The 25,653-nt window shown below is 73.7% G+C and carries 21 protein-coding genes; 11 read left to right on the top strand and 10 right to left on the bottom strand.

Annotated features, from left to right (window positions below; all coding sequences use genetic code 11):
• Positions 1-3: 3 nt before the first annotated feature.
• The 3 genes from ACH45N_RS05350 to ACH45N_RS05360 form a co-directional block, all read right to left on the bottom strand.
• Positions 4-3,786 carry a S8 family peptidase gene (locus ACH45N_RS05350; protein ID WP_397391840.1) on the bottom strand — a complete coding sequence of 1,261 codons (3,783 nt, stop codon included), beginning with the start codon at positions 3,784-3,786 and terminating at the stop codon, positions 4-6.
• 171 nt (positions 3,787-3,957) lie between these two features.
• Positions 3,958-4,500, bottom strand: coding sequence for a Clp protease N-terminal domain-containing protein (locus tag ACH45N_RS05355; protein ID WP_397391842.1), 543 nt, complete (start codon positions 4,498-4,500; stop codon positions 3,958-3,960).
• On the bottom strand, positions 4,500-4,709 hold the full coding sequence (locus ACH45N_RS05360; protein WP_397391844.1) for an RNA polymerase subunit sigma-70: 210 nt from the start codon (positions 4,707-4,709) through the stop codon (positions 4,500-4,502). Before ACH45N_RS05360 ends, ACH45N_RS05355 begins: the two co-directional genes overlap by 1 nt.
• 262 nt (positions 4,710-4,971) lie before the next feature.
• Here ACH45N_RS05360 and sucC point away from each other — a divergent pair, with 262 nt between their 5' ends.
• The 6 genes from sucC (at position 4,972) to ACH45N_RS05390 (ending at position 12,500) form a co-directional block, all read left to right on the top strand.
• On the top strand, positions 4,972-6,141 hold the full coding sequence (gene sucC, locus ACH45N_RS05365) for an ADP-forming succinate--CoA ligase subunit beta (protein WP_397391846.1): 1,170 nt from the start codon (positions 4,972-4,974) through the stop codon (positions 6,139-6,141).
• A gap of 39 nt (positions 6,142-6,180) precedes the next feature.
• Positions 6,181-7,077 (top strand): succinate--CoA ligase subunit alpha, encoded by an 897-nt coding sequence (gene sucD / locus ACH45N_RS05370; RefSeq protein ID WP_397391848.1) that lies wholly within the window; start codon positions 6,181-6,183, stop codon positions 7,075-7,077.
• A 197-nt stretch (positions 7,078-7,274) separates the two neighbouring features.
• Entirely contained in the window at positions 7,275-9,020 is a 1,746-nt protein-coding gene (locus tag ACH45N_RS05375; protein WP_397391850.1) for a DUF6350 family protein, read from the top strand.
• Positions 9,021-9,030: 10 nt separating this feature from the next.
• Positions 9,031-9,675: a phosphoribosylglycinamide formyltransferase gene (gene purN, locus ACH45N_RS05380; protein WP_397391852.1), complete on the top strand. Its 645-nt coding sequence runs from the start codon at positions 9,031-9,033 to the stop codon at positions 9,673-9,675.
• A 199-nt stretch (positions 9,676-9,874) separates the two neighbouring features.
• Positions 9,875-10,930 (top strand): hypothetical protein, encoded by a 1,056-nt coding sequence (locus tag ACH45N_RS05385; protein WP_397391854.1) that lies wholly within the window; start codon positions 9,875-9,877, stop codon positions 10,928-10,930.
• A 148-nt stretch (positions 10,931-11,078) separates the two neighbouring features.
• Positions 11,079-12,500 carry an MFS transporter gene (locus ACH45N_RS05390; RefSeq protein ID WP_397391856.1) on the top strand — a complete coding sequence of 474 codons (1,422 nt, stop codon included), beginning with the start codon at positions 11,079-11,081 and terminating at the stop codon, positions 12,498-12,500.
• 20 nt (positions 12,501-12,520) lie between these two features.
• On the opposite strand, the gene ACH45N_RS05395 is transcribed toward ACH45N_RS05390, so the two are convergent.
• Positions 12,521-13,099: a winged helix-turn-helix domain-containing protein gene (locus ACH45N_RS05395; protein WP_397391858.1), complete on the bottom strand. Its 579-nt coding sequence runs from the start codon at positions 13,097-13,099 to the stop codon at positions 12,521-12,523.
• A gap of 82 nt (positions 13,100-13,181) precedes the next feature.
• Here ACH45N_RS05395 and ACH45N_RS05400 point away from each other — a divergent pair, with 82 nt between their 5' ends.
• Positions 13,182-14,534, top strand: a complete 1,353-nt coding sequence (locus ACH45N_RS05400; protein WP_397391860.1) for an MFS transporter — start codon at positions 13,182-13,184, stop codon at positions 14,532-14,534.
• A gap of 4 nt (positions 14,535-14,538) precedes the next feature.
• On the opposite strand, the gene ACH45N_RS05405 is transcribed toward ACH45N_RS05400, so the two are convergent.
• On the bottom strand, positions 14,539-15,582 hold the full coding sequence (locus ACH45N_RS05405; protein WP_397391862.1) for an SDR family NAD(P)-dependent oxidoreductase: 1,044 nt from the start codon (positions 15,580-15,582) through the stop codon (positions 14,539-14,541).
• A gap of 60 nt (positions 15,583-15,642) precedes the next feature.
• Between ACH45N_RS05405 and ACH45N_RS05410 the strand changes: the two genes are divergently transcribed.
• Positions 15,643-16,269: a TetR/AcrR family transcriptional regulator gene (locus ACH45N_RS05410; RefSeq protein ID WP_397391864.1), complete on the top strand. Its 627-nt coding sequence runs from the start codon at positions 15,643-15,645 to the stop codon at positions 16,267-16,269.
• 123 nt (positions 16,270-16,392) lie between these two features.
• On the top strand, positions 16,393-18,045 hold the full coding sequence (purH, locus tag ACH45N_RS05415) for a bifunctional phosphoribosylaminoimidazolecarboxamide formyltransferase/IMP cyclohydrolase (protein ID WP_397391866.1): 1,653 nt from the start codon (positions 16,393-16,395) through the stop codon (positions 18,043-18,045).
• A gap of 307 nt (positions 18,046-18,352) precedes the next feature.
• Here the strand turns inward: purH and ACH45N_RS05420 are convergent, their stop codons facing one another.
• Complete coding sequence (locus ACH45N_RS05420; RefSeq protein ID WP_397391868.1) at positions 18,353-19,747, bottom strand: NAD(P)/FAD-dependent oxidoreductase; 1,395 nt, start codon at positions 19,745-19,747, stop codon at positions 18,353-18,355.
• A gap of 109 nt (positions 19,748-19,856) precedes the next feature.
• Here ACH45N_RS05420 and ACH45N_RS05425 point away from each other — a divergent pair, with 109 nt between their 5' ends.
• On the top strand, positions 19,857-20,294 hold the full coding sequence (locus tag ACH45N_RS05425) for a DUF3017 domain-containing protein (RefSeq protein ID WP_397391870.1): 438 nt from the start codon (positions 19,857-19,859) through the stop codon (positions 20,292-20,294).
• Between the two features lie 70 nt (positions 20,295-20,364).
• Here the strand turns inward: ACH45N_RS05425 and ACH45N_RS05430 are convergent, their stop codons facing one another.
• From ACH45N_RS05430 to ACH45N_RS05445, 4 genes are all read right to left on the bottom strand, one after another.
• Complete coding sequence (locus ACH45N_RS05430) at positions 20,365-21,507, bottom strand: septum formation family protein (protein WP_397391872.1); 1,143 nt, start codon at positions 21,505-21,507, stop codon at positions 20,365-20,367.
• A 102-nt stretch (positions 21,508-21,609) separates the two neighbouring features.
• Positions 21,610-22,500: a CD225/dispanin family protein gene (locus ACH45N_RS05435; protein ID WP_397391874.1), complete on the bottom strand. Its 891-nt coding sequence runs from the start codon at positions 22,498-22,500 to the stop codon at positions 21,610-21,612.
• Positions 22,497-23,252, bottom strand: coding sequence for a septum formation family protein (locus ACH45N_RS05440; RefSeq protein ID WP_397391876.1), 756 nt, complete (start codon positions 23,250-23,252; stop codon positions 22,497-22,499). Before ACH45N_RS05440 ends, ACH45N_RS05435 begins: the two co-directional genes overlap by 4 nt.
• Positions 23,253-23,430: 178 nt before the next feature.
• On the bottom strand, positions 23,431-24,405 hold the full coding sequence (locus ACH45N_RS05445; RefSeq protein ID WP_397391878.1) for an MIP/aquaporin family protein: 975 nt from the start codon (positions 24,403-24,405) through the stop codon (positions 23,431-23,433).
• Between the two features lie 208 nt (positions 24,406-24,613).
• Here ACH45N_RS05445 and ACH45N_RS05450 point away from each other — a divergent pair, with 208 nt between their 5' ends.
• On the top strand, positions 24,614-25,603 hold the full coding sequence (locus ACH45N_RS05450) for a malate dehydrogenase (RefSeq protein WP_397391880.1): 990 nt from the start codon (positions 24,614-24,616) through the stop codon (positions 25,601-25,603).
• The last annotated feature ends 50 nt before the right edge of the window (positions 25,604-25,653 follow it).

A 25,653-nucleotide genomic window follows, 5' to 3' on the forward strand; every position in this document is an offset into this window, starting at 1 on the left:
GCGTCAGCGCAGCCCGAACGCCCTCGTCAGCGTCTGCGACACCCGGTTGCCGTCGCCGTCCTCGACGACGGTGCGCAGCGTCGCGAACTGCGCGCCCCGCGGCGCCGACAGCCAGGCCGACCAGGCGTCCGGCCCGTGCGTCTGCCGGTCCCGCGTCAGGTCGAGCCGCTTCCAGGTCGCGCCGTCGTCGAACGACACCTCGACCGTGGGCCGCCCGACCCGGGCCTCGATCCCGGGCAGGTGCGACGGCGTCACCGTCAGCCGGGCGGTGCGCGCGGCACGGCCCGCCAGGTCGGTGTCCACGTCGTAGTCGAGCTGGATCAGCGGCAGCGGCTCGACGGCGTCCGGCCCGCTCGCCTCCGACGTGAAGTCCCACTCGGTGTGCGTGTGCGTCGAGTACGGCCCCGCCCAGTCGGCGCGGTCGTTGTCGGCCACCACGCGGTACGGCAGCCGCTCGGCGGGCAGCCCGCCGTTCACGGGCAGGAACTCGGCGTTGCCCCAGAGGAGCTCGGTGTCGCCCTGGTAGAGCGTCGCCCGGTTACGGACCTCGAAGTTGCCGCCGCCCGTGGTGCCGATGTGCCCGCTGCCCGAGTCACCCCAGCCCGGGACCGGGACGTACATCTGGTCCAGGTAGCGGATCGGCTGGGCGCCCAGCCCCATGCGGGGGCGCAGGACGGGACCGAACCACGTCACGTCGCTGGTCGTCCGGGCCTGGTACTCCAGCACGTCGACGTTCGACTGCCCCAGCTCGCCGGGCAGGTACGCGCTCTGCATCCACGCCACACCGCCCGCGACCCAGTCGGTCCGCTCACCCTGCGCGGTCGCGACGAGCTGGTTGCCCGCCGTCCAGCCGTGCCAGACGTCGAACCGGGCCTCCAGCGCGGGACCCTGGCGGTAGTTGCGGAACGACATGTTCACGCGGGCCAGGTCGCCCTTGTCCGCGGTCCACATCGGCCGGGCCGGCACGGCGCCGGTCCAGTGGTGCACCACGTCGTAGGTGTACTCGGTCGTGGGGTGCGACGAGACCGTGACCTCCGGCCGCCGTGCGTCCAGCGACCGCAGCAGCTCCGCGCCCTGCCCGGACGTGAGCGTCGCGACCGTGAGCGGAGCGGGCTCGCCCGGGATCCACGGCGCCTCGTCCCACGGCGCCAGCCGCCCGGCGCCGTCGTGCACCACGAGCAGCAGGCGTGCCCCGGCGTCGGCCGCGGTCTGTGCCAGCGCACCGATCTCCCGCGTGTCGCCGGCGTGCACGACGACGGCCGTGTCCTTCAGGCCGTGCCCGTTCCCGTGCCGCGCCAGGTCGGACAGGTCGGACGCGCCCTCGACCTCGACCACCCGGAGCGTGCGCTTCCCCGCCGGCAGCGGCGTCGCCGCCCGCTTGACCCGCAGGTCGTCCAGGCCGTCGAAGCCGCCCCGACCCGCGAGCACCGTGAGGGCGGGCTGCTCCAACCGGAACTGTGCCCCGAACTCGAACAGGCCCTCGGTGACCTTCTTGCCCGTGGGCAGCGCCCACAGGCTGTCGTACTCACCCGGGGGGAACATGGAGCTCGCCGTGTACCCGCCGTTCGGGAACTGCCGGATCACGTCCAGGCGCATGGCGCCCGGGTCCGTGTCCTGCGGCACCTCCGCCTGGACCTGGACCACCTTGCGGGCGTCCAGCACCACCGACCGGTCCTGGCTCAGGTCCACGTCCACGAAGCTCAGGAGTGCCGTGCCGAGCGAACCCGGCCCGTGCGCGCCCTCGACGTCCACCGACAGCCAGCCGCTGTAGCTGCCCACCGGCATCCGCAGCACGGCCGAGCCGTTCTCGTCCAGGTCCGCTGCGGAGAAGATCTCGTCCGACGTCACCAGCACCTTGCCGACCGCGGGCTGCCCGTCGTCGCCGATCACCGTGAGCGTCAGCTCCTGGCGCTGCCCCTCCCGGGTCGCGCCCGTCAGGGTGCGCGCCCGCACCTCGCCGGTGTCGTCCGTCGCCACGACCGTGGCGCTCAGGTCGACCTCCGCCGGGAGCAGCGAGAGGTCCGCGGTGAGCTCCACCGACGCCGTACCCTGCGCGGGCACGGTCACCGTGTCCGACGACAGCGTGAGGAAGTCCGCCGGGACCGCGCCGTCGACCGCGAGGTGCAGGTCGACCGGGGTGTCACCCTCGTTCGTGTACGTGATCGGCTTCGACGCCGGCTCGTCCATGCCCTCGTCGAACGTGTGGAAGCCGAACCCGGCGCTCGCGGTGCCGAACACGGTCGTCGCCACGGCCGCGGACGCGTCGAGGCGGCCGCTGCCGGCCTCGTAGGGGGTGTAGGCGGGGGTCGGCACGGCGGTGCTGACGATCGCCTCCTTGATCTGCTCCGCCGTCCAGTCGGGGTGGGCCGCCGCGACGAGTGCCGCGGTGCCCGCCACGTGCGGGGTCGCCATCGAGGTGCCGCTCATCGTCGTGTACATCCCGGAGCCGCGCACGAGCTGCGAGCGGGCCGCGAGCACGTCGACGCCGGGCGCGGTGATCTCCGGCTTGATCCCGCCGCCGAGCGCGGGGCCGGTGCTGGAGAAGTCCGCCAGGGTGTCGGTGGCGTCGACGGCGCCCACGGCGAGGGCCGAGTCGGCCAGGGCGGGGGTGCCGACGGTGTGCGGGCCGCTGTTGCCGGCGGCGACGACGAACAGCGCGCCCGTCTCGGCGGTGAGCTCGTCCACGGCCGTCGCCATCGGGTCGTCGGCCCCGGCGGGGTCGCCGCCCAGGCTCATGCTGACGATGCGGGCGTCCTGGTCGCGCGCGGCCCACTCCATGCCGGCGATGATCCAGGACTCCTGGCCGCGCCCGTTGCTGTCGAGCACCCGGCCCACGTGCAGCCGCGCGCCGGGGGCGACGCCCCGCTCCAGCCCGTCGGAGGCCGCGCCGGTGCCGGCGATCGTCGAGGCGACGTGCGTGCCGTGGCCCTGGTAGTCCTCGATGTAGTTCTCGGGCTCGACGAAGTTGGCCGCGTCGGCGACCTGGTCGGCCAGGTCGGGGTGCGTCGGGTCGATGCCCGTGTCGAGCACCGCGACGTCCACGCCCGCGCCGGTGTTGCCGTCGGCCCAGACGTCGGGCGCGCCGATCTGGGCGGTCGACTCGGCGAGGTCGGCGGTGACCGGGCCGTCGAGCCAGATCTTCTCGATGCCGCCGGCGAACGCGGGGGCGCCGCCGGTGGTGCGGGCGGCGTCGCGAGCACCGGCCGTCGCCGAGCCCTCCGTCAGGGCGGCCCAGAAGTCGGCCGCCTCGTCGCGGTCCTGCGTCACGGCGGCGCCGTCCACGCTGGGCAGCGCGCGCACGACGTCCGACCCGTCGAGCGGCGTGGTGCCGCGGGACCGGGCCGCGGCGTCCGTGTAGCGGACGATCAGCGGCAGGCTGTCGGTGCTCGCGTCGTCGTAGCCGTTCGCGAGGAGCTTCGTGACGTCGAACAGGCGGTCGTCGAGGGTGCCTGCCGTCACGTAGGGCAGGGCGGCGTCCGGGTAGACGAACGTGCTGCCGTCGCGCTCGGTGCGGTGGAAGGACGACGTCGTCCCGCCGGGGCCGGTGACGTTCGTGACGCTGGTGCCGTCCGCCGCCGTCGTGACGGTGACGGTGTCGCCGGTGATCAGGGTGACGCTGCGCGATCCCGCCGCCGAGGGCGGGAGGGCGACGGCGGTGCCGCCCGGCGGCACCGGGCCGCCGGGGTGCGCGGGCGCCGCGGCGGACGCCGTCGCGGACCCGACGGCCAGGGCCGCGGCCACGCCGGCGGCGACGAACGCCCCGGCGCGGGTGGAGATGGTGAACACAGGTGTCCCTTTCGACAGTGGTGTGCCCATTTCCTAACCCCCGGACGCGGGGCGCTGGGTTTCCCCCGTGTAACGGCATCGCCATTTCCTGGCCAACTCCGGACAGGTGGCAGGCAACGGCCACGCCCCGCGCCCCGGAAGGGGGCGCGGGGCGTGCGGTCGACGTCGCGGCTACGCCGCCCTGCCCGACCCCTCCGCGAGGTGCCGGACCCGGTCGAGGTCCGCTCCGACGTCGGACAGGATGCCGCGGGCCGGGGACTCGGCCCGGGTGAGGCCGAGCAGGAGGTGCCCGCCGTGGATCTCCTTGGAGCCGAGGCGGATCGCCTCGCGGAGTGCGAGCTCCAGCGACTTCTTGGCGTCCGGGGTGAACGGGATGTGCTTGCGGCGGCCGCGCAGGGTGCGCCCGGCCCGGGCGAGCGCACCCTCGCCGAAGGTGGCCTCGGTGGCGCGCGTCACCTCGTCGAGGTCGATGCCGACGGCGGCCAGCGCGGCCGGGTCGAGCGCGTCGCCCGCGGCGATCCGGGCGCGGCCCTCCTCGACCAGGGCGGCGGTGTCCACCCCGCCGTCCGCCAGGGCGGCACGGGCCGGGCCGGCGCTCTCGGCGAGGGCGACGAGCAGGTGGCGGCTGTCGATCTGGTCGCTGTGCGCGTCGCGGGCGACCTGCTGGGCGTCGACGACGGCGGAGCGGGCGTCCTTCGTGAACCTCTCGAACATCAGATCCTCCTGTTGTGCTTCTTGTGCACGGCCTGCCGGGTGACGCCGAGGGCGTCGGCGATCTCCTGCCACGACCAGCCGAGGCGCCGCGCACGCTCCACCTGGAGCGTCTCGAGACGGTCGGCCAGCTCACGCATCGCCCGGACGGCGCGCAGCCCCGCGGCCGGGTCGTCCCCGGCGGCGGATGCGGCGAGTGCTTGCTGGGTCATGCGTCAACCATGGTTGACAACCTCACGGATTGTCAACCCTGGTTGACAGAACTCGTCGAACCGTCGCCGAACCATCGCCGAACGAGACGTGTGCCACACGCCTGCGCCGAAGAGGCCCGGAATACCGCCGCTCTCGTTCGGAACCACGGGCGATCCAGGGCTACCCTGTACGGGGATGTCTTGACGTCGAGACATCGCTTCAGCCGGGCTCCGGGCGACTACGACGTCCGAGGGCCGCATCCCGATGGAAGGACGCAGCAGGGTGGACCTGTTCGAATACCAGGCGCGCGACATCTTCGAGAAGCACGGCGTCCCCGTGCTGGGCGGGGTTGTCGCGACGACCCCCGAGGAGGCTCGCGAAGGCGCCGAGAAGCTGGGCGGCGGAACTGTCGTCGTGAAGGCCCAGGTCAAGACCGGTGGTCGCGGCAAGGCGGGCGGCGTCAAGCTGGCCCACTCGCCGGCAGAGGCCGCCGAGAAGGCCGGCGAGATCCTCGGCATGGACATCAAGGGTCACACCGTGCACCGCGTGATGATCGCCCAGGGCGCCAAGATCGCCGAGGAGTTCTACTTCTCCGTGCTGCTGGACCGGTCCAACCGCAACTACCTCGCCATGTGCTCCGTCGAGGGCGGCATGGAGATCGAGCAGCTCGCCGTCGAGCGGCCCGAGGCGCTGGCCCGCATCGCCGTCGACCCGGCCGTGGGCATCGACGAGGCGAAGGCCGCCGAGATCGTGGACGCCGCCGGCTTCGCCGAGGACGTCAAGGGCAAGGTCGCCGAGGTCATCCAGGGCCTGTGGACCGTGTTCAAGGCCGAGGACGCCACGCTGGTCGAGGTGAACCCGCTGGTCCGCACCGAGGACGGCGCGATCGTGGCGCTGGACGGCAAGGTCACGCTGGACGAGAACGCCGGCTTCCGCCACGCGGACCACGCCGAGCTCGAGGACTCCGCCGCGGCCGACCCCCTGGAGGCGAAGGCCAAGGAGAACGACCTCAACTATGTCAAGCTCGACGGCGAGGTCGGCATCATCGGCAACGGCGCGGGTCTGGTCATGTCCACCCTCGACGTCGTCGCCTACGCGGGCGAGAAGCACGGCGGCGTCAAGCCCGCCAACTTCCTCGACATCGGTGGCGGCGCCAACGCGCAGGTCATGGCCAACGGCCTCGACGTGATCCTGAACGACGCGCAGGTCAAGTCGGTGTTCGTGAACGTCTTCGGCGGCATCACCGCCTGCGACGAGGTCGCCAACGGCATCGTGGGCGCGCTCGACATCCTCGGCGACGAGGCGTCGAAGCCGCTGGTCGTCCGCCTCGACGGCAACAACGTCGAGCTCGGCCGCCAGATCCTGAACGAGCGCAACCACCCGCTCGTCACCCTCGCCGACACCATGGACGGTGGCGCCGACCTCGCCGCCGCCAAGGCTGCCGCCGCCTGATCGCCCGCTGAAGACTTCGAAAGCAGAGACAAGAAGACAATGTCGATCTACCTGAACCAGGACTCGAAGATCATCGTCCAGGGCATCACGGGCGGCATGGGTGCCAAGCACACCGCCCTCATGCTGGACTCCGGCGCGACGATCGTCGGCGGCGTGAACGCCCGCAAGGCCGGCACCACGGTGACCCACAAGGACGCCAACGGGGCCGACGTGACCCTCCCCGTGTTCGGCACCGTCAAGGAGGCCATGGCCGAGACCGGCGCGGACGTCTCCGTCGTCTTCGTGCCGCCGGCCTTCACCAAGGACGCGGCCATCGAGGCCATCGACGCGGGCATCGGCCTGCTCGTGGTCATCACCGAGGGCGTGCCGGTGCAGGACACCGCCGAGGTGTGGTCGTACCTGCAGGGCAAGGAGACCCGGATGATCGGGCCGAACTGCCCCGGCATCATCACCCCGGGCGAGTCGCTCGCCGGCATCACCCCGCACACCATCACGGGCAAGGGCCCCATCGGCCTGGTGTCGAAGTCGGGCACGCTGACCTACCAGATGATGTACGAGCTGAAGGACTTCGGCTTCTCGACCGCCATCGGCATCGGCGGCGACCCGATCGTCGGCACCACGCACATCGACGCGCTCGAGGCCTTCGAGAACGACCCGGAGACCAAGGCGATCGTGATGATCGGCGAGATCGGCGGCGACGCCGAGGAGCGTGCCGCCGAGTACATCAAGGCGCACGTCACCAAGCCGGTCGTCGGCTACGTCGCGGGCTTCACCGCCCCCGAGGGCAAGACGATGGGCCACGCGGGCGCGATCGTGTCCGGCTCCGCCGGCACCGCGGCCGCCAAGAAGGAGGCCCTCGAGGCCGTCGGCGTGAAGGTCGGCAAGACGCCGTCCGAGACCGCCGACCTCATGCGGGAGATCCTGCAGGCGCTCTGACGCCCCTTCGTCGGTCGAGCTTGTCGAGACCCAGGTCTCGACAAGCTCGACCAGCGCGAGCCCCTCGCAAAAGCCGCGTTCCTACACCAGATACCACGGCGAACTCCATACACAGCCGTGATTTTTCTCGAAGTTCACCCGGGCCACGCCGAGGGAGGTCCCCCGGCTGACGGCGGGGCGCGGGTGAAGATTGCCGGGTGAGCGCACCACCCCGCCCGAGCACGGCCGGTCGTACGACCGGCGCTCGTACCTCCGGCACCCGCACGGCCCGTCCGGCCGGCAACCGCCCGACGGCGCGGCGCGGCCGCCTGGTCGAGCAGCCGCCCGCCCCCGAGCAGCGGACGTTCGCGCTCTCCCACGTCGTGGTCGGCGTGCTCTCGGCGGCGCAGGCCCTCGTCCTGTCCCTCGCCGTCGTGGTCCTCCCGGCGGTGGTCGCCTACCTCGTGGGCACGGCCACGCTCGACCCCGCGACGGACCTTCCGGGCGACGGCGGCCAGGTCCGCTCCGCCATCGACGTCGCCACCGGGCTCTGGCTGCTCGGGCACGGCGTCCCGCTCACCGCCGACGACGCGACCATCACCCTCGCGCCGCTCGGCATCGCGGCCCTCGCGCTGTTCGCCACGTACGCCTCGGCCAAGCGGTTCGCCGCGACCTCGGTCCCCGCCTGGGCGGCGGGCACCGTCACCTACGGCCTGTGCACGACGGCGATCGCCGCCCTCGCGGGCAGCGCCCCCGGCTGGTCGCTCGTCCTGGCCCTGCCGGCCGGCCTGGTCATGGGCGGGCTCGGCATGGCGCTGGGCGTCCTGGCGCGGCCCGACGCGCCGACCCCGGCCGAGCTCGGCGAGCGGGCCGAGGTGCTGGCCCAGCGGCTCACCGGCTTCGACCTCGTCCCGGCCACGCTGCGCCTCGGGCTGCGGGGCGGCGCGGTGGTGGTCGCGCTGCTGACGGGCGCGGCCGCGCTGCTGGTCGCGGCGTGGGCGCTGGCGGGCCGGGCCACGTCGTCGGACATCGTCACCGCCCTCGAACCGGGCTGGACCGGCGGGATCGTGTTCGCCGTGGCGCAGCTCGCGCTGCTGCCCAACCTGCTGCTCTGGGCGGTCGCCTGGCTTGCGGGGCCGGGCTTCGCCGTGGGCGAGGGGACCAGCTTCACGGTGTTCGGCACGGTCTCCGGGCCGCTGCCCGCGGTGCCGCTCCTCGGGGCGCTGCCCGGGGAGGACTGGGCCAACCCGGTCAGCGCCTGGGCACCCCTGCTCGTGGTCGGGTGCGGCGTCGTGGCGGCCCTGTTCGTGTGGCGCCGGCTGGAGCCGTCGCTGGTCCGCTGGTCCGACGTCGGCTGGGTGCTCGGCGGCATCGTCGTGGTGCCCGGGGTGTTCGTGCTGCTGGGCCAGCTCGCGGCCGCGGGAGCGGTCGGACCCGGCCGGCTCGCCGAGATCGGCGCCGACCCGCTCGTGACCGCGGGCCTCGTGGCCGGCGAGGTCGGCGGGGGAGCGGCGGCCGTGCTGCTGGGCGCGAAGCTGGACATGGTGGCCCGCCGCGGCGAGATCGGGGAGGACCTGGTGGCGTGGCTGCGGCGCCCGGCGCCGGCGGGCGGGGCGGCGCCCTCTGACGGCGCGGTGCGGGACGGCGAGGCGTCGGGGGGCGAGGGCCGGTCCGACGAGCCGGACCTCGCCGCGGAGCTCGGGTTCGGCGACGAGCCGGGCGGGACCGACGGGGGTGCCGGCGCGCCCGACGAGGGCGCGGCCCGGTCCGACGAGGAGGCGGGCCGGTCGGGTGAGGAGGCGGCCTGGTCGGGTGAGGAGGCGGCGCCGTCCGGCGACTGGGCGCGGGTCGCGGCGTACGCCGTCTCGGACCCCGAACCGGAGGCGGCACCCGAACCGGACGGGGAGCCGGCGGCCGGTCCGGACGGCGACGACGAGGCTCGCGGGGCGGGCCCGGGAAAGTAGGCTGGGGCCCGTGCAGACGCCCTCCGGTCACCCCGTCGAGTCCACATCCGCCAAGCGCCTGGTGGTGCTCGCCTCGGGCGGCGGGTCCAACCTCGCCGCGCTCCTCGCGGCGCACGACGACGCGGCGTACGGCGCGCGCGTGGTCGGCGTCGTCACGGACCGGCCGACGGCGGGTGCGCTCGACCTGGCGCGGGACGCCGGGGTGGCCTCCGCCGTCGTCGCGCTGAAGGACTTCGAGGACCGCGCCGCCTGGAACGACGGCGTGCTCGAGGCCATCTCGGTGTTCCAGCCGGACTACGTGATCCTCGCGGGGTTCATGCGTATCCTGGCGCCCGGCGTCGTGCGCAAGTTCGAGGGCCGGATGATCAACACGCACCCGGCCCTGCTGCCGGCGTTCCCCGGCGCGCACGGCGTCCGCGACGCGCTCGCCCATGGTGTGAAGGTCACCGGCTGCACGGTGCACGTGGTCGACGACGAGGTGGACACCGGCCCGATCATCGCCCAGACCGCCGTCCCGGTGCAGGACACGGACGACGAGCCCACCCTGACCGAGCGGATCAAGGTCGCCGAGCGCGCGCTCCTGGTCGAGACCGTCGGCCGCCTGGCCCGCGAGGGCCTGCACGTCACGGGCCGCAAGGCCACGATCGGCCGCTGACCGCGGCGCCGCCGTCCGCCCGCCCGTACTGTCACCTCCCCTTTGAGGCCGGGGTTTCTTCGCTTTGCGCCCGCTCAAAGCGAAGAAACCCGGGCCTCAAAGGGGAGTGGCGGACGCCGGTTATCCACAGCCTGGTGATGTTTCATCAGTGTTGATGTTGATTGCGTGCTGATATTGGTCCATGCGACCCCTCAAGCCCTTGCCCGTTCAGCTGGAGCTCGTCGCCGACCGGCAGGAGGGGCTGATCTCCGCCGCGCAGCTCGACGGCATCGGCGTCCACGCCCAGTGGCGGTACCGCCTCGTCCGGCAGTGCCGGCTGATCCGGCTCACGCAGGGTGTGTACGACACCGACGTCGTGCCGCCCGCCGACCGGTCACGTCCTGACCTGCTGGACCACCTCCGACGTCGTCCCGCGTGGCTCGGCCTGCTCGCCGCCGGCCCGGGATCGACCGCCGTCGGTCTGTGCGCCCTCGCGCTCTACAAGGTCAAGGGGCTGCCGCGCACCATCCCCGCCGAGGTCGTCGCGCCCGACGGGCACTGGCGGCCCGAGCGGGACGGCATCACGTTCCACAAGCGCGGCGACATGGTGACCGGCCGGTTCGCCGGCGACTTCCGGATCGCGAGCGTCGCGGACGCCCTCGCCCTCGGCGTCGGGAGGATGCGCCGGGACGACGCCGTGGCCGCGATGGACGACCTGTTGCACACGCGTTCCGCCACGGCGGACGACCTGGCCCGGGCCCACGACCTGGCACGAGGGCACCGGGACGTCGAGACGACACATCCCTGGTGGCGCCTGGCGGACAGCCGGTCGGAGTCGCCCCTCGAGTCGGTGGCGCGGCTGGTCTGCCTGGACGCGGGGATCCCGCCGGACACCCTGCAGCTCGTGCTCCTGGGGCCGGACGGCGACCACCTCGGCCGGGTCGACCTCGCCTGGCGGCTGCCGGACGGGACATGGCTGCTCGTCGAGATCGACGGCGTCGAGGTGCACGGCGCGCCGGCCGCGGTGTTCCGGGACCGCACGCGGCAGAACGCGCTGGCGTCGGCGGGCGGCTCGCGCCTGCTGCGGTTCACGGCGCAGGACCTCCGGGTCCGCATGCCGGAGGTCCTGTCCGCGTTGCTGCGCGAGGCCGGCTGGGCACCCGGCAACTACGACGACACGGGTGTTCCGGTCACCCTGGGCGCACCGGATGCCGTCCCGATCTCGCCCCGCGCCCCGGATGCTGTCCCGCTCTCGCCCCGTCCTCCGCGTCGATAGCCGCTCCGGCAGGTCGCCTTTGAGGCCCGGCTTTCTTCTTTTTGCGGCCGCTCAGAGCGAACAAACCCGGGCCTCAAAGGTGAGTGGGCGACGGCGCCTGGGCTGTCGGCGTCATAAGGTGGACATTTCACCCGGTACGTTGTGCGGCGTGACTGGGGAGACGACGACGGCGGGGCCGGCTGACCTGGGAAGCGCGGCAACCGTGAGCCCGGACCCGGCGAGCCCGAACCTGACGAGCCCGGACCCGGCGAGCCCGGACCCGGCGAGCCCGGACCTGACGAGCCCGGACCTGACGAGCCCGGACCTGACGAGCCCGGACCCGGCGAGCCCGGATGCGCTGAGCCTCGATCCGCCGCTGCGACGGAACGCCGCGTACCTGCTGCTCACGACCGGGCGGTTCGCGCAGGCGATCGGCGCCGGTGTCGGCACGTTCGCGATCCCGCTGCTCGCGTTCGAGGTCACGGGTTCGGTGGGGCAGGCGGGGCTGATCAGCGGCGTCGGCCAGGCGGGCGCGTTGCTGGCCACGCTCCCGGCGGGCGTCGTCGCCGACCGGGTCAACCGCCGCGCGCTCCTCGTCGTCGCCGCCGCGACGGGCGCCGTCCTGTGGGCCACGGTCGTCGCCGCCGGGCTGGCCGGGACGCTCGGCGCGTGGCACCTGGCGGCGGTGCTGTTCGGCTCCTCGATGGTGAGCGCGTTCGTGAACCCGGCGTCGGGCGGCGCGCTGCGCGCCGTCGTCCCGCCCGCCCAGATGGCGAACGCGATGGCCGTGAACCAGGGGCGGATGGCGGCGGTCGCGCTGTTCGCGGGACCCGTCGGCGGGTTCCTGTACGGCATGGCGCACGTGCTGCCGTTCGTCGCGTCCGTCCTGGGGCACCTGATCGAGGTCGTGGCCGTCTCGTTCGCCCGCAAGCCCTTGAACGGCGAGCGGACCCAGCAGAACCACCCGCTCGCCGACCTGCGCGAGGGCCTGGCCTTCGTCGGCGCCGTGCCGCTGTTCCGCGCGGTGCTCGTGCTGATCACGCTGCTCAACCTGACCTCGATCGCGCTGGTCGTGGCGATCAACCTGGAGCTGGTCCGCACCGGCACCGACCCGCGGCTCATCGGGCTCGTCGACGCGTGCGCCGGCGTCAGCATGCTGGCCGGCGCGATCGTCGCCGGGCCGATAGTGCGGCGCACGCGCGTCGGCCGGCTGGGGATCCTGGCCGTCGGCGTGCTCGCCGGCGCGCTGGTCGTGATGGCGCTGGCGCCCACGTACTGGGTGTTCGTCGCGATGCTTGCGGTCGGCGTCTTCCTCTACCCGGCGCTCAACGCGGGCTTCACCGGCTACCTCACGGTGATCGTCCCGGACCGCATGATGGGCCGGGCCACGTCCCTGCTCGGGCTGACCGGCCTGATCGCCGCCCCGGCCGCGCCGGTGCTGGGCAGCGCGCTCCTGGAGGGTTGGGGCATCGGCGTCACGTTGTGGGTGATGGTGGGCGCCATGGTGGCGGTGCTCGTGGCGCTCCGGCTCACCCGCCCGCTGATGCGGATCGGCCGCCCGGACACGTGGGCGGCCGACGTCCTGGAGTAGTCGGGATCCAGCGTGGCCGCTCAGGTCTCCGGGACGGGTTCGCTCGCCAGGTCCCGCGGCCCGACGGCGTAGAGGATCTGGTAGAACTTCCGCTCCGGGTCGTCGGGGTCCGCCCGCTTGGCGGCCCCGGTCCGGTCCCACCACTTCTCCATGACGGCGAACACCTCCGCGGTCAGCTCCTCCGCCTCGTCGCGCGTGAAGAAGGCCCCGCTGGCCATGCCCTCGTGGAAGTCCTCCCGGGCGCCGGGAGCCTCGCGGTCGCGCAGGAACATGGCCCGCAGCCAGCGCAGGTAGGGGTCGATGGCGTTCTCCGCACCCGCGAGGTTGCGGTCCACGATGAACTGCTCCACCACGGGCCGCCACACCCGGTCCCGCTTGTCCCGGGCGAGCTCCGGGGCCTCCTCGATGAAGTGGTGCTTGGCCAGCACCCGCAGGTGGAAGCTGATCGAGTTCGCGGGCACGTCCAGCGTCCGGGCGAGGTCGGCGGCGCGCGCGTGCTCGCGCACGTTGAGCTCGATCAGGATCCGCTGCCGCACCGGGTGCGCCATGGCGCGCAGCATCTCCGGGTCGGTGATCTGGAGGGGTTCCTTCGAAGCCATCGGGCCAGGCTAACAAGATCCCGCAACGACAGATGCGCAACTATCATTGCGCAATTGCAGTTGCGGACTTTACGGTGTGCGCATGACGACGGACGAGTCCCGCGCGGCGGGCGACATGACGGCGACGACGACGGCGACGGCGACGGCGACGGCGCCCGAGCGCGAGACGACGGCGCCCCTCTGGCGCAACCGCTCCTACCGGCTGCTCCTCACGGGCGCGACGGCGGAGGACGTCGGCGCGGCGGTCGGCGCCTTCGCGGTGCCGCTGCTGGCCTACGCGGTCACGGGGTCCGTGGTGCAGGCAGGCGTGATCGCGTTCGTCGGCCAGCTCGGGTCGGTGCTCCTGACCCTGCCGGCCGGCGTCATCGTGGACCGGGTGGACCGCCGTCGGCTCATCATGGTGGGCAGCACGGTCGCGGCGCTCGCCTGGACGAGCGTGGTGGTCGCGGGCCTGGCGGACGGCCTCTCGGTCACTGCCCCACACCTGGCCGGGGCGTTGTTCGTGTCGTCCGTGGTCGGCGCGCTCATGGACCCGGCAGGGACGGCGGCGCTGCACGCGGTGGTGCCCAAGGAGCAGCTCGGGCAGGCCATGTCGGTCGCGCAGGGGCGAGACGCCGCCGCCACCCTGCTCCAGGGGCCGCTCGGCGGGCTGCTCTACGGCATGAGCACGGTGCTGCCCTTCGCGGTGTCCGCGGCGGGCCGGCTGGTGTCCGTGGTCGCCACGTCCCTGGTGCGGGAGCCGCTCAACGGCGATCTCGACGCCGCGCGCGCCGAGCATCCCGCCGCCGCGCTCCGCGAGGGGCTGCGCTATGTGTTCGGCGTGCCCCTGCTCCGCGCGTCGCTCTGGCTGTTCATGCTGGTCAACGTGGTTCTGAACGGCATGATGGTGGCGATCAACCTGCACCTGGTGAGCACCGGGACGGCGCCCGCGCTGATCGGCCTGATCAACACCGCGGTCGGGGTGGGGGTGCTCCTGGGCTCGGTCCTCGCGGGCGTGCTCGTCCGGCGGGTGCGCGTGGGCGTCCTGACGGTGCTGACGCTCGGCGTCTCGGGCGTCGCCGTCGTGCTGATGGCGGTGTTCCCCACCTACTGGGGGTTCGTCGCCGCGCTGACGGGGATGATGTTCTTCGCGCCCGCGCTCAACGCCGGGATGCTCTCGTACGTCACGGCGATCACGCCCGGGCAGATGCAGGGGCGCATGGCCGCCACGATGGGCCTCACCGGGCTGGTGGCCGGACCGGCGGCGCCGCTCGTCGGCAGCGTGCTCCTCGCGAGCCTCGGGATCGGTCCCGCGATGTGGCTGTTCGCCGGCGCGTGGACCGTGCTCTTCCTGGCCATGTTCCTGGTGCGCCCGCTGTGGCGCGTCGGCCTGCCGGGCACCTGGGCGGCCGACGTCGTCGAGTGGCCGACGACGCGCACGCCGTCAGCCACCTGACCCGTCAGACGGCGGACCAGCCGCCGTCCGCCGCGATGATCGCGCCGTTGAGGTTCACCGAGTCCCTGGACAGCAGGAAGGTGATCGTCGCAGCCAGCTCCTCCGCCATGGCGAGGCTCAGGATGTTGACCTGGTGGGGCCGCAGCACCGGCGCGCCGAACTCCGCCTGCCCGGGCACCGGGATGCCCGTGGCGACGCCGCCCGGCGCGACGGCGTTGGTGCGGATGCCGCTCTTCGCGTACATCACGGCGTTGGACCTGGTCAGGCCGACCACCGCGTGCTTGGAGGCCGTGTAGGCGACGCCGGCGGCCGAGCCGCGCAGCCCCGCCTCGGAGGCGACGTTGACGATGCGCCCCTCGTGCGCGGCCAGCATCCCGGGCACGACGGCGCGGGTGAGCCGCATCGTGCCCTCCAGGTTGACGCGCAGCACCCGCTCCCAGAGGGCGTCGCTCACCTCGTGGACCGCCGACATGTCGTCCATGATCCCGGCGACGTTGGCCAGCGCGTCCACGCGGTCGCCTGCGGCGGCCACGATGCGGGCGACGTCGTCCTGGGCGGAGATGTCGCCCGCGACGGGGACGATCTCGGCGCCGTCCGGGAGGTCGGTCAGCGCGGCGGCGAGCTCGTCGAGCTTCTCCGCGGAGAGGTCCGCGGCGATCACGCGGCCGCCCTCGCGCGCCACGCGCGAGGCGACGGCCCGGCCGATGCCGGACGCCGCACCCGTGACCACGACGGTCTGTCCGGCGAAGCGGCCGGGGGTGACCTGCTCGGCCCAGCCGGCGACGGTCTGCGCGTCTCCGGCGGCCGCCGCGTCGGCCTCGGCCGCCTCCTCCGGCGCCGCCTCCCGGTATGCCGCGACCAGCGTGTCGAGCGCCTCGGCCGGGAACGTGCCGCCGGACAGCGCCACGAGCTGCTCCAGCGGCAGGCCGCGGGCGGGGGCGAGCGAGTCGGGCGTCGCCCCGCCCTCGGCGAGGAAGGCCGCGAGGACGCGGCCCCCGACGGGGTGGTCGAGCCAGTCGCCGACGGTGGAACGAACGGTCAGTGCCATGCTGTGCTCCTCGAACGGGGTTGGTACCGGACAACGCTGTCCGGTACCTAGAATACCGCCATGACCGGTGTACTTCGCGACCCCCGACCCGGTGCCCTTCCGCACGGCACGAAGCGCCGCGGCGGGGCCCCCAACCTCGGTCCGCGCGCCGCGGCGGGCAACCGGGCGGCGCTGCTGGCCGCGGCCCGCGAGGTCTTCGGGTCCGCCGGGACCGGCGCGCCGCTGAGCGCGGTCGCCAAGCGCGCCGGCGTCGGGCAGGGAAGCCTCTACCGGCACTTCCCGGACCGCATGGACCTCGTGGTCGCGGTGTTCGACGAGCAGGTCGTCGCCGTCGAGGAGCGCGCCGCGACCCCCGACGCCGACCTGGCCGACCTGCTCGGCCTGGTCACGCGGCACGCCGTCGACTCGGTCGGGTTCGTGGACCTGGTGCGCTCGCGGGTGCCCGCGGACGAGCGGGTGGTCGCCCTGGGGGAGCGGGTCGCCGTCGCGCTGGGCACACGGCTGGCGGGTGCGATCGAGTCGGGTGACGTCCCGGCCGGGACGACGCCGGACGACCTGCTGCTCGCGGTGGCCATGATGGCCGGCGCGCTGTCGCAGGCCGAGGGCGAGGACCGGGAGCGCCGGGCGCGCCGGGCCTGGGAGCTGCTGGGTATGGACGTGCGGATTCCCGCGGAGATCCGCCGGTAGACTGCACCTGGCCGTGACTGGCGAGGGTGGGTCACCACCGGGGAGCGGCCGACCGACCCGTGATGCGCGCCGCCCGCCTGGGTGCCAGGGTTTTCCACGAGGCTACTTCCGAGGAGAACCGCCATGTCCGGCGCCCCGTCCACCCCTGACGTCCAGCTCACCGACGACTCGCAGCGCCCCGTGCGGCGCGCGCTGCTGAGCGTCTACGACAAGACCGGCCTGATCGAGCTCGCCACCGCGCTGCACGACGCCGGCGTCGAGCTGGTCTCGACCGGGTCCACCGCGGCCAAGATCGCCGACGCGGGGATCCCCGTCACGCCGGTCGAGGAGCTCACGGGCTTCCCCGAGTGCCTGGAGGGCCGCGTCAAGACGCTGCACCCCCGCGTGCACGCCGGCATCCTGGCCGACACCCGCAAGCAGGACCACCTCGACCAGCTCGCCCAGCTCGAGATCTCGCCGTTCGAGCTCGTCGTCGTCAACCTCTACCCGTTCGCGGCCACCGTCGCGTCGGGCGCCGGGCCGGACGCCGTCGTCGAGCAGATCGACATCGGCGGGCCGTCCATGGTGCGCGCCGCGGCCAAGAACCACCCGTCCGTCGCCGTCGTCGTGGACCCGGCCGCCTACTCGGCCGTGGCCGACGCCGTCCGGGCCGGCGGGTTCACCTACGCGCAGCGGAAGGCGCTCGCCGCCGAGGCCTTCGTGCACACCGCCACCTACGACGTCGCGGTCGCCTCGTGGATGGGCAGCGTCGTGTCGCCCACGGACGAGGTGACGGTCGACGGCGAGCCGCAGCACTCCGGCTTCCCCGCGTGGGTCGGCGGCACCTGGGAGCGCGCCGACGTGCTGCGCTACGGCGAGAACCCGCACCAGCGCGCCGCCCTGTACACCCGAGGCGACGGCGTCACGGGCCTGGCTCAGGCCGAGCAGCTGCACGGCAAGGCCATGAGCTACAACAACTACGTCGACGCCGACGCCGCGTGGCGCGCCGCCTGGGACCACGAGGGCCCCGCCGTCGCGATCATCAAGCACGCCAACCCGTGCGGCATCGCCGTCGGCGGCGACATCGCCGAGGCGCACGCCCGGGCGCACGCGACCGACCCGGTCAGCGCGTACGGCGGCGTGATCGCTGCGAACCGCACGGTCACCGCCGACGCCGCGCGGCAGATCGCCCCGGTGTTCACCGAGGTCGTCGTGGCCCCCGGCTTCGAGCCCGAGGCGCTGGAGATCCTCCAGGCCAAGAAGAACATCCGGCTGCTCGTGGTCCCCGAGGCGCCGGCCGGCTCCGTGGAGACCCGGCCCATCTCGGGCGGGCTGCTCATGCAGGCCACCGACCGGTTCCAGGCCGACGGCGACGCCCCCGAGAACTGGACCCTCGCGACCGGCGAGGCGGCGTCGCCCGAGGTGCTCGCCGACCTCGCGTTCGCCTGGAAGGCCGTGCGCGCCGCCAAGTCGAACGCGATCCTGCTGGCCAAGGACGGCGCTGCCGTCGGCATCGGCATGGGCCAGGTGAACCGCGTGGACTCGTGCCGCCTCTCGGTCGAGCGCGCCAACACCCTGGCCGAGGGCGAGTCGGGTCCCGTCGAGCGCGCCCGCGGCGCCGTCGCGGCGTCCGACGCGTTCTTCCCGTTCGCGGACGGCCTCCAGGTGCTGCTCGACGCCGGGGTCACCGCCGTCGTGCAGCCGGGCGGCTCGATCCGCGACGAGGAGGTCGTCAAGGCCGCCGAGGCGGCCGGCGTCACGATGTACCTGACGGGCACGCGCCACTTCGCGCACTAACGTTCTCACCGGGCCCGGACCGGCTCACCAGGGCCGCCGCAGATCCCCTTTGAGGCCCGGGTTTCTCCTCTTTGCGACCGTCGAAAGCGGAGAAACCCGGGCCTCAAAGGTGATGCACCTCCGGCTCAGACGTTGCCTGGTGGTCGTCTGAGCCTGCGGTTCCGCTCCGGGCGGGTGCCTCGTTCCTCGGCCCCCACCCTGCGCTGCACCTCCGGCTCAGACGTTGCCTGGTGGTCGTCTGAGCCTGCGGTTCCGCTTCGGGCGGGTGCCTCGTTCCTCGGCCCCCACCCTGCGCTGCACCTCCGGCTCAGACGACGGCGTCCTTGAGCTTGACCGCTGGGTCGACGGCGCGGTCCAGGTCGACCTCCAGCGGCACCCCGCGGTTCATCAGCTTGCGGAGCTGCCCCACCTCGCGCGGCGAGTCGACCAGCAGCATCGCCCGGACGGTCGCCACGCGGTGGCCGTCCGGGGTGCGGCGCGGGTGCCGGTCGAGCGCGTTCTCCAGGTAGAGCGCACCCCACCCGCCCGACGCCGCGGGGGTGCCGCGCAGCACCACGTCGTCGAACGGGGACGGCACCCCGAACAGGGCGAGGTCGTGCCCGAGCTGCTGCGAGAAGACGTACGGCGCATGCGCCGGGATCGGGGCGAGGCCGAGCCGCTCGCGCACGTGCTCGGGCTCCGCGGCGCGCTCGTCGAGCCCGAGCAGGGCGCGAACCGTGACCTCGGGGTCGTGCAGGGCGGCCGACCAGTGCCCGCCCGGTACCGGACCGAACACCGGGTGCTCGCGGGTCGCGATGTCGCCCACCGCCCAGACGCGGCGCAGCGCGTCGAGGTGCAGGCGCCCCGCCGGGTCGGTGGGGGAGTGCATGCCCATGAACCGGCCGGCGCGGTTGACGCGCAGCCCGCCGTTCCCCTCCAGCGGCAGGGAGCCCGCGAGCCAGCCCGTCGCGGGGCGTGCCCCCACGGCGGCGAGCACCAGGTCGCCCTCCAGCACCCGGCCGTCGGCGAGCACGACACTGCCGCCACCGGGCGTGCCGCCGGGTGGTCCGGGCAGCACCTTCTCGACGGCGACGCCCGTGACCAGGGTGACCCCGGCGTCGTCGTACCAGGGGGCGAGCAGGCCGCCCACCCTGCGCCCGAGCTGCCGCTCCAGCGGCACCGGGCCGGCCTCCACGACCGTGACGCGAGCGCCGGCGCCCGCCGCGACGCCGGCCACCTCGGCGCCGATCCAGCCGGCGCCGACCACCACGAGCCGCATCCCCGGGACGACGGCGGCGCGCAGCCGCTCGGCGTCCGGAGCCGTGTGCAGGGTCATCGCGGCATCCCAGCCCGCGGGCCGCACGGGGGTGCTGCCGGTGGCGAGCACCACGGCGTCGGCCACGACGTCGTCGCCGGACGCCGTCCGCACCGTCACCCGCTCCTGGTCCACCTGGAGGCGGGTCGCCGGGTCGGCGAGCCGCAGGTCGTCGGCGAGGGCGGTGAGGTCGATCCCGAGGTCGTCGGCGAGCCAGACCGGCTCCGTGCGCTTGAGCAGCTCCTTGGACAGCGGCGGGCGGTCGTAGGGCGGCAGGCCCTCCGCGCCGAGCACCGTGAGGTGCCCCTCGAAACCGTGCTTCCGAAGCGCGGCGGAGGTCTGCGCGCCCGCCAGCCCCGCACCCACGACGACCACGCTGCTGGGGACCTGACCTGAAGGGGACGCCATGGACCTCACGGTAGCTCGCAGGCCGCCAACCTGGGAATGTGCCTTGTATCAGGTTGCAAGCAGGTCACGGTCCTGCAGAATCGCGACGTTTCGGTTGTACCCTCGTGCCGTGGATCTCAGTGAGATGCGGACTACCCCCGGCGCCACGAGCCTCCTCGAGCCGGGCTCGGTCGGAACCGCTACGCTCGAACGCACCGGACCGGCCGACCTGATGACGGCCACCACGACGACCAGCCAGGAGCTCGACCGCAGTGAGCCAGCCAGCGGCGAGGACTCCGACATGAGTCCGGCCGAGCCGCAGCGGAGCAACCTCGCGATCTGGCTCGTCCTCGCGGGTGTCGGCATCTCCGTGCTGCTCGGGCTGATCGCCGGCGCACGCGCCGGGGCGATCGGCATCGGGGTGGTCCTCGTGGTCTGCGCGATCTTCCGCGCTGTGCTCGACAGCCCCGTCGGCCTCGTCATCCGGACCCGGACCATCGACATCGTCCTGTACGGCGCGACGGCGGTGCTGATCGGCGCCCTCGCCGTCGCTACGCCGAGCATCTGACGCCGGACCTCTGAGGCGCGGCTTCTGAGGCCCGGCCTCTGCCGCCGGGGAGCCCACCGCCGGGGCCGACCTAGCGGTCGGCGCCCTTGAGCGAGCCCGTCACCGGCTGCTCCGACTCGACGACGCACAGGATGCGCCGGTCGCCCTCGGCCCAGCTCTCCTCCGACGGCGCGATCGGCCAGTAGAGCAGCTCCGACTTGGCCCACCGCAGGCCCACGTACCGGGTGAACTGCGGGTAGCAGTACGCGTCCGCGGCGTCCCACAGCGCCTGCTGCGTGGGAGGCGCGCCGTTCTCGGCAAGGCTGTCGGGCGCCGTCGTCTCCGCGTAGATCTCGCCGCCGTGCGCCGTGGTGCAGGGCACCACCGGGATCCGGTACAGCGTGGTCTGGCCCGACGTCGCCGCCGTGTCGATGCAGTCCCCCACCTGCAGGTCCGGGATCTCCGCCCCGGCGGTCGCCTCGGTGTCGGCGTCCGGTGTGGGCGCCTCGCCCGGCTCCAGCTCGCCGCCGGCCTCCTGCGTGGGCAGCGCGTCCGGGTCGCCGGCCGGGTCCTCCGCGTAGGGGTCGGCGTACGGGTCCTCGGCGTACGGGTCGGTCGTGGCGTACGGGTCGCCGGTCGGCGTGGGGGACGGCGTCGGCTCCGTGAGCACGGCGCCGTCGTCGGGCTGCGCGATACCGAGCGGGCCCGCCAGCGCCGGCGGGACGAACTCGCGGGCGGCGGAGACGAGCCCGGGCGGGAGCGCCGTCGCGTAGGTGGGCGCCGCCGCGACGGCGATCCACAGGCCCGCGATCCCGAGCACCCCCACGGTGACCGCGCCCAGGGCGAAGTCGAGCGTGCGCACCGACGACTTCTTCGCGCGGCGCACGTTGCCCGTGCCGTTCGCCTCGGCGGTGCGCATCGACTGCACCAGGGCGGGGATCGCGAGCGGCCAGAAGAACAGGAAGGCGGCGACCACCCAGCCCACGCGAGTCGGGTAGGGCAGCTCGTTCGGGTCGGCGGCGTCGCCGATGTTCTCGGCATCGGCGGGTGTCTCGCGGTCGCCCGACGACTCGTCCTCGTCCGACGACTCGTCCTCGTCAGGCTTCTCGCCGTCGGACGGCGCCTCGTCGCCCGGCTTCGCGTCCTCGTCCGGGGCCTCCGCCTCGGCGACGGCTCCTGGTTCGGTCTCGGCCGGTTCCGTCGCGCCGCGGGAGGTCTGCGTGGTGTCGGCCATGATCCGGGATCGTAGCGGTGCGGAGTTTCCGGGCGAAAGCCACCCGCCCTCCGGCATGACCGCGCCGGGTCCCGGAACGGTGTCCAGGGCCCGGCGCGGTGCTCACCGGTCGCCGAGGCGAGCCGTGAGGTCGTCGGCGTCGGACTCCGCGAAGCAGGCGATCCGCCGGTTCTGCGCGCGCCAGTCCCACGGGTCGGACGCCGTGTGCCAGAAGTGCAGGCCGGACTCCTGCGTGGTCGACCCGGTGGCGGTCTCGAACGCCTCGCGACAGACGTTCTCGGCGTACCTGGCCATCACCGCCGGCCCGGGGTAGCCGGCCTCGGGCACGCCGTCGGTCGCTCCGAACGCGTCGCTCGGCACGTACGCGAGCTCGTAGAGCTCACCGCCGTGCGGCTCCGCGCACCTCACGGTGGCCACGGTGCGTACCACGTCGGTCAGCCCGTCGACGAGGTAGCAGCTCCCTTCGCTCAGCTCCCCCACGGGGGTCCCGTCGACGGGGCCGGAACCAGGCTGGTCGTCGTCCACGTAGCGGGTCGACGTCGCCGCGTCCGCGGCGCGCACCACGTCCTCGAACCAGAAGCCCAGGGCGACGGCGCCGCCCGTCCAGCCGACCGTCAGCACGACGGCCAGCACGATGGAGCAGACGAGGCCCGCGATGCCGACCCGCCGGGCCCGCGCACCCTCGGCCTCCGCGGTCCGCCGGTCGCCGGCGCCGAGGGCGGCGGACGCCCGCTGGGTGTGCGGGTAGGCGGCGAGCCCGAACGGCCACCACGCGAGGAGCGCGACGATGGTCCAGCCCGCGCCCGTGGACGGCTCGGCCGGCGGCCGGGGCGGAAGCTGGTACGACGTCGGCACGTCGTAGGGGGACTGCGACGTCGGCGCCTGGTAGGGCGCCGCCGCCGGGGCGTAGGGGTCCGACGTCGGGCGGGGCTCGGGGGTGGGTGCGGGGCCCGGTCCGCCGGGCGGCGTCAGCGGTGGGAGATCGTGGGTCATGACGTCGCTCCGGTCTCGAACAGCTGCGGGTGGTCCGAGAGGTCGCCACGCATCGGGGTGTCCACCTCGACGAAGCAGACGGCGTCGTGCAGTCCGTATCCCCAGTCCGCCGCGTCCGGCTCGAAGGTCCAGACGGGCGAGCTCTCCACGAATCGTGTCCCGGAGAACTCCTCGTAGCGCGGCGCGCAGTCGTACCACGTCCGGTCGGCGACCTCCTGGACGCCCGGGAACCCGCCGTCACCCAGCTCCGTCACGGCGATCACCTGCGCGTCGTGCAGCCTGCTGCACGGGATCACGTCGATGGATGCCCAGGCCGTCTCCTCGTCGGGTGCCAGGAAGCAGTCGCCCGCGAGGAGCTCCAGCGGGTAGACCGGGATCGGCTCGCGCTTCGGGGCGGCCGCCGTCCGGTAGGAGTCGGGGGCCGGCTCCGCGGCCACGGTGTCGATGCCCTCCTGCTGGAGGATCTCGGGCGCCATCGGAACGATGATGAGGCCGAGGGCCACGTAGAACACGAGCAGGAACATCCACGCGATGCTGCCGAGCAGCACGCCCAGTCTCGCGTGGCCCCGTGCCCGGTACGCCTCGCGCTGCGCTGTCGGCGCGTGTCCGGCCCCGTGGGCACGGGCGGCACGGTTCGCGGCGAGCACCGCGGCGATCGCCAACGGCCAGAACAGGATCATGGAGGCGGTGATCCAGCCGCGGTGCACGGGTACTTGCAGCTCCGGCGGCGGGATCGGGGATGGGGCGGTCACGCCCGGATGTCTATCAGCCGCCGCGGCCTGATCTGTCCGGTGTGACCGGATCGTGAGGCAACTTCACCCCGGAGCCCTCGGCCGCCGCGCGGAGGGGGAGCCCGGGCCGGCACGACGCCGGGGCCGCACCTCCCGTGCGGAAGGTGCGGCCCCGGCGTCGTGCGGGTGGTGCGAGGGATCAGGCCTTGTCGTCGGCCTTCTTCTCCGACTCGGTCTCGCCCTCGGCGGTCTTCACGGGGGTCTCGGCGCTCTCCTCCGAGGCCTCGGCCGCGGGGGCGGACTGCGCGGCGACGACCTCGGTCGCCTCGTCGTCGTCCTCGTCCTCGTCGTCCTCCTCGTCGAGCTCGACGGCCTCGGGCTCGACCGAGGCGAACGCGCGGTAGAAGAGCGCGGCGAGCGCGGCGCCGACCAGCGGGGCGAGCCAGAACAGCCAGAGCTGGCGGCCGGAGCCGTCGCCGCCCCAGTTGTTCGCGAAGAGCGCGGCGGCCGTGGAGCGGGCGGGGTTCATGCCGGTGTTGGTGACGAACCACGAGACCAGGGTCAGCGCGGCGATGGCGCTGCCCACGGCGACGGGGGCGTAACCGATCTTGCTGCGGCGGTCGTGCACGCCGAGGTACACGCCGACGAGGATCGCGGAGATGATGACCTCGACGATCAGCGCCGGGAGCCAGTCGAACTGGGCCTGGCCCTGCGTCTGCAGGTAGAGCGGGGAGTGCTGCGAGAAGCCGTTGACGGCCGAGTCGAACATGTCGGAGACGTTCTCCTTGCCGACCAGCGCGAGCAGCGCCTGGGGCACGGTCGCGAACACCACGGCGGCAGCCAGGATCGCGCCCACGAGCTGGGCGCCCCAGTAGCTGAACATGTTGCTGACCGAGATACGGCCGCTGAGCCAGGAGCCCAGCGAGATCGCCGGGTTGAAGTGCGCACCGGAGACGCGGCCGACGGCTGCGGCACCCGCGATGTAGGCGAAGCCTCCACCGAGCGCCGCGCCGAGCCCGCCGACCGTGTTCAGCGGGCTGTAGACGAGCACACCCACGATCACGAGCGTCAGCAGGAACGTGCCGAAGGTCTCGGCGAGCAGGCGGGAGAGCAGGCTGGGCGACCGCTCCTCGACCTCGGTGACGCCGCTGGTCGCGGCGAGGTCCTGGGACATGAAGTCAGTTCCTTTCGGTGGCACACCGTTCGGTGCGCGTCATGGCGGCGTGCAGTGCGATGTCGCGCACATCCTGCCATTACCCGCCTGAGCAAAACCTGAATACGCGCGGGCATTTTCTTCACCGTACCCGGGTGCTGGTACCAGGCAAGACACGGATCGGCCCAGGGGCTGGGCGAGGCGGGGCGGTCGATGCAAGAGTGGGGTCATGACTGAACCCGTGAATGTCACCGTCACCGGAGCCGCTGGCCAGATCGGGTATGCGCTCCTCTTCCGCATAGCCGCGGGCGAGATGCTCGGCGCGGACACGCCAGTACGGCTCCGACTTCTCGAGATCCCGCAGGCCGTCGGTGCCGCGGAGGGCACCGCCATGGAGCTCGACGACTGCGCCTTCCCGAACCTGGCCGGCGTCGAGATCTTCGACGACCCGGTCAAGGCCTTCGACGGCGTCAACGTCGCCCTCCTCGTCGGCGCCCGCCCCCGCGGCGCGGGCATGGAGCGCGCCGACCTGCTGGAGGCCAACGGCGGGATCTTCGGCCCCCAGGGCCGGGCGATCAACGACGGCGCCGCGGACGACGTCCGGGTGCTCGTGGTCGGCAACCCCGCCAACACCAACGCCCTCATCGCCGCGTCGAACGCCCCCGACGTGCCGGCGACGCGGTTCACCGCGATGACCCGGCTCGACCACAACCGGGCGCTCTCGCAGGTCGCGGCCAAGACCGGGACCCCCGTCGCCGACATCAAGCGGCTCACGATCTGGGGCAACCACTCCGCGTCGCAGTACCCCGACCTGTTCCACGCCGAGGTCGGCGGCCGTCCCGGCGCCGACGTCGCGGCCGACACCGCCTGGCTCACCGACGACTTCATCCCGACGGTCGCCAAGCGCGGCGCCGCGATCATCCAGGCGCGCGGGGCCTCGTCGGCGGCGTCGGCGGCCAACGCGGCGATCGCGCACGTGCGCGACTGGACGCTCGGCACCCCCGAGGGCGACTGGACCTCGGCGGGCCTGTGGTCCTCCGGCGAGTACGGCGTGCCGGAGGGGCTCGTCTCCTCGTTCCCGGTCACGTCCGACGGCACGGGCGAGTGGAAGATCGTCGAGGGCCTCGAGATCGACGAGTTCTCCCGCGGCCGGATTGACGCGAGCGTCGCCGAGCTCGTGGAGGAGCGCGACGCCGTCCGGGCCCTGGGCCTGATCTAGCCCGACCGTATCGACGTGTCAGACGCTCAGGTCGCCCGAGGGACCTGAAC

Source organism: Promicromonospora sp. NPDC019610 (assembly GCF_044389365.1).
Lineage (GTDB): Bacteria > Actinomycetota > Actinomycetes > Actinomycetales > Cellulomonadaceae > Promicromonospora.

Coding starts and splice junctions, on each gene's coding strand:
- ACH45N_RS05355 (WP_397391842.1), bottom strand. CDS start 4,500: ATGTTCGAGAGGTTCACGAAGGACGCCCGCTCCGCCGTCGTCGACGCC.
- ACH45N_RS05360 (WP_397391844.1), bottom strand. CDS start 4,709: ATGACCCAGCAAGCACTCGCCGCATCCGCCGCCGGGGACGACCCGGCC.
- sucD (WP_397391848.1), top strand. CDS start 6,181: ATGTCGATCTACCTGAACCAGGACTCGAAGATCATCGTCCAGGGCATC.
- ACH45N_RS05395 (WP_397391858.1), bottom strand. CDS start 13,099: ATGGCTTCGAAGGAACCCCTCCAGATCACCGACCCGGAGATGCTGCGC.
- ACH45N_RS05400 (WP_397391860.1), top strand. CDS start 13,182: ATGACGACGGACGAGTCCCGCGCGGCGGGCGACATGACGGCGACGACG.
- ACH45N_RS05405 (WP_397391862.1), bottom strand. CDS start 15,582: ATGGCACTGACCGTTCGTTCCACCGTCGGCGACTGGCTCGACCACCCC.
- ACH45N_RS05410 (WP_397391864.1), top strand. CDS start 15,643: ATGACCGGTGTACTTCGCGACCCCCGACCCGGTGCCCTTCCGCACGGC.
- purH (WP_397391866.1), top strand. CDS start 16,393: ATGTCCGGCGCCCCGTCCACCCCTGACGTCCAGCTCACCGACGACTCG.
- ACH45N_RS05420 (WP_397391868.1), bottom strand. CDS start 19,747: ATGGCGTCCCCTTCAGGTCAGGTCCCCAGCAGCGTGGTCGTCGTGGGT.
- ACH45N_RS05430 (WP_397391872.1), bottom strand. CDS start 21,507: ATGGCCGACACCACGCAGACCTCCCGCGGCGCGACGGAACCGGCCGAG.
- ACH45N_RS05435 (WP_397391874.1), bottom strand. CDS start 22,500: ATGACCCACGATCTCCCACCGCTGACGCCGCCCGGCGGACCGGGCCCC.
- ACH45N_RS05445 (WP_397391878.1), bottom strand. CDS start 24,405: ATGTCCCAGGACCTCGCCGCGACCAGCGGCGTCACCGAGGTCGAGGAG.
- ACH45N_RS05450 (WP_397391880.1), top strand. CDS start 24,614: ATGACTGAACCCGTGAATGTCACCGTCACCGGAGCCGCTGGCCAGATC.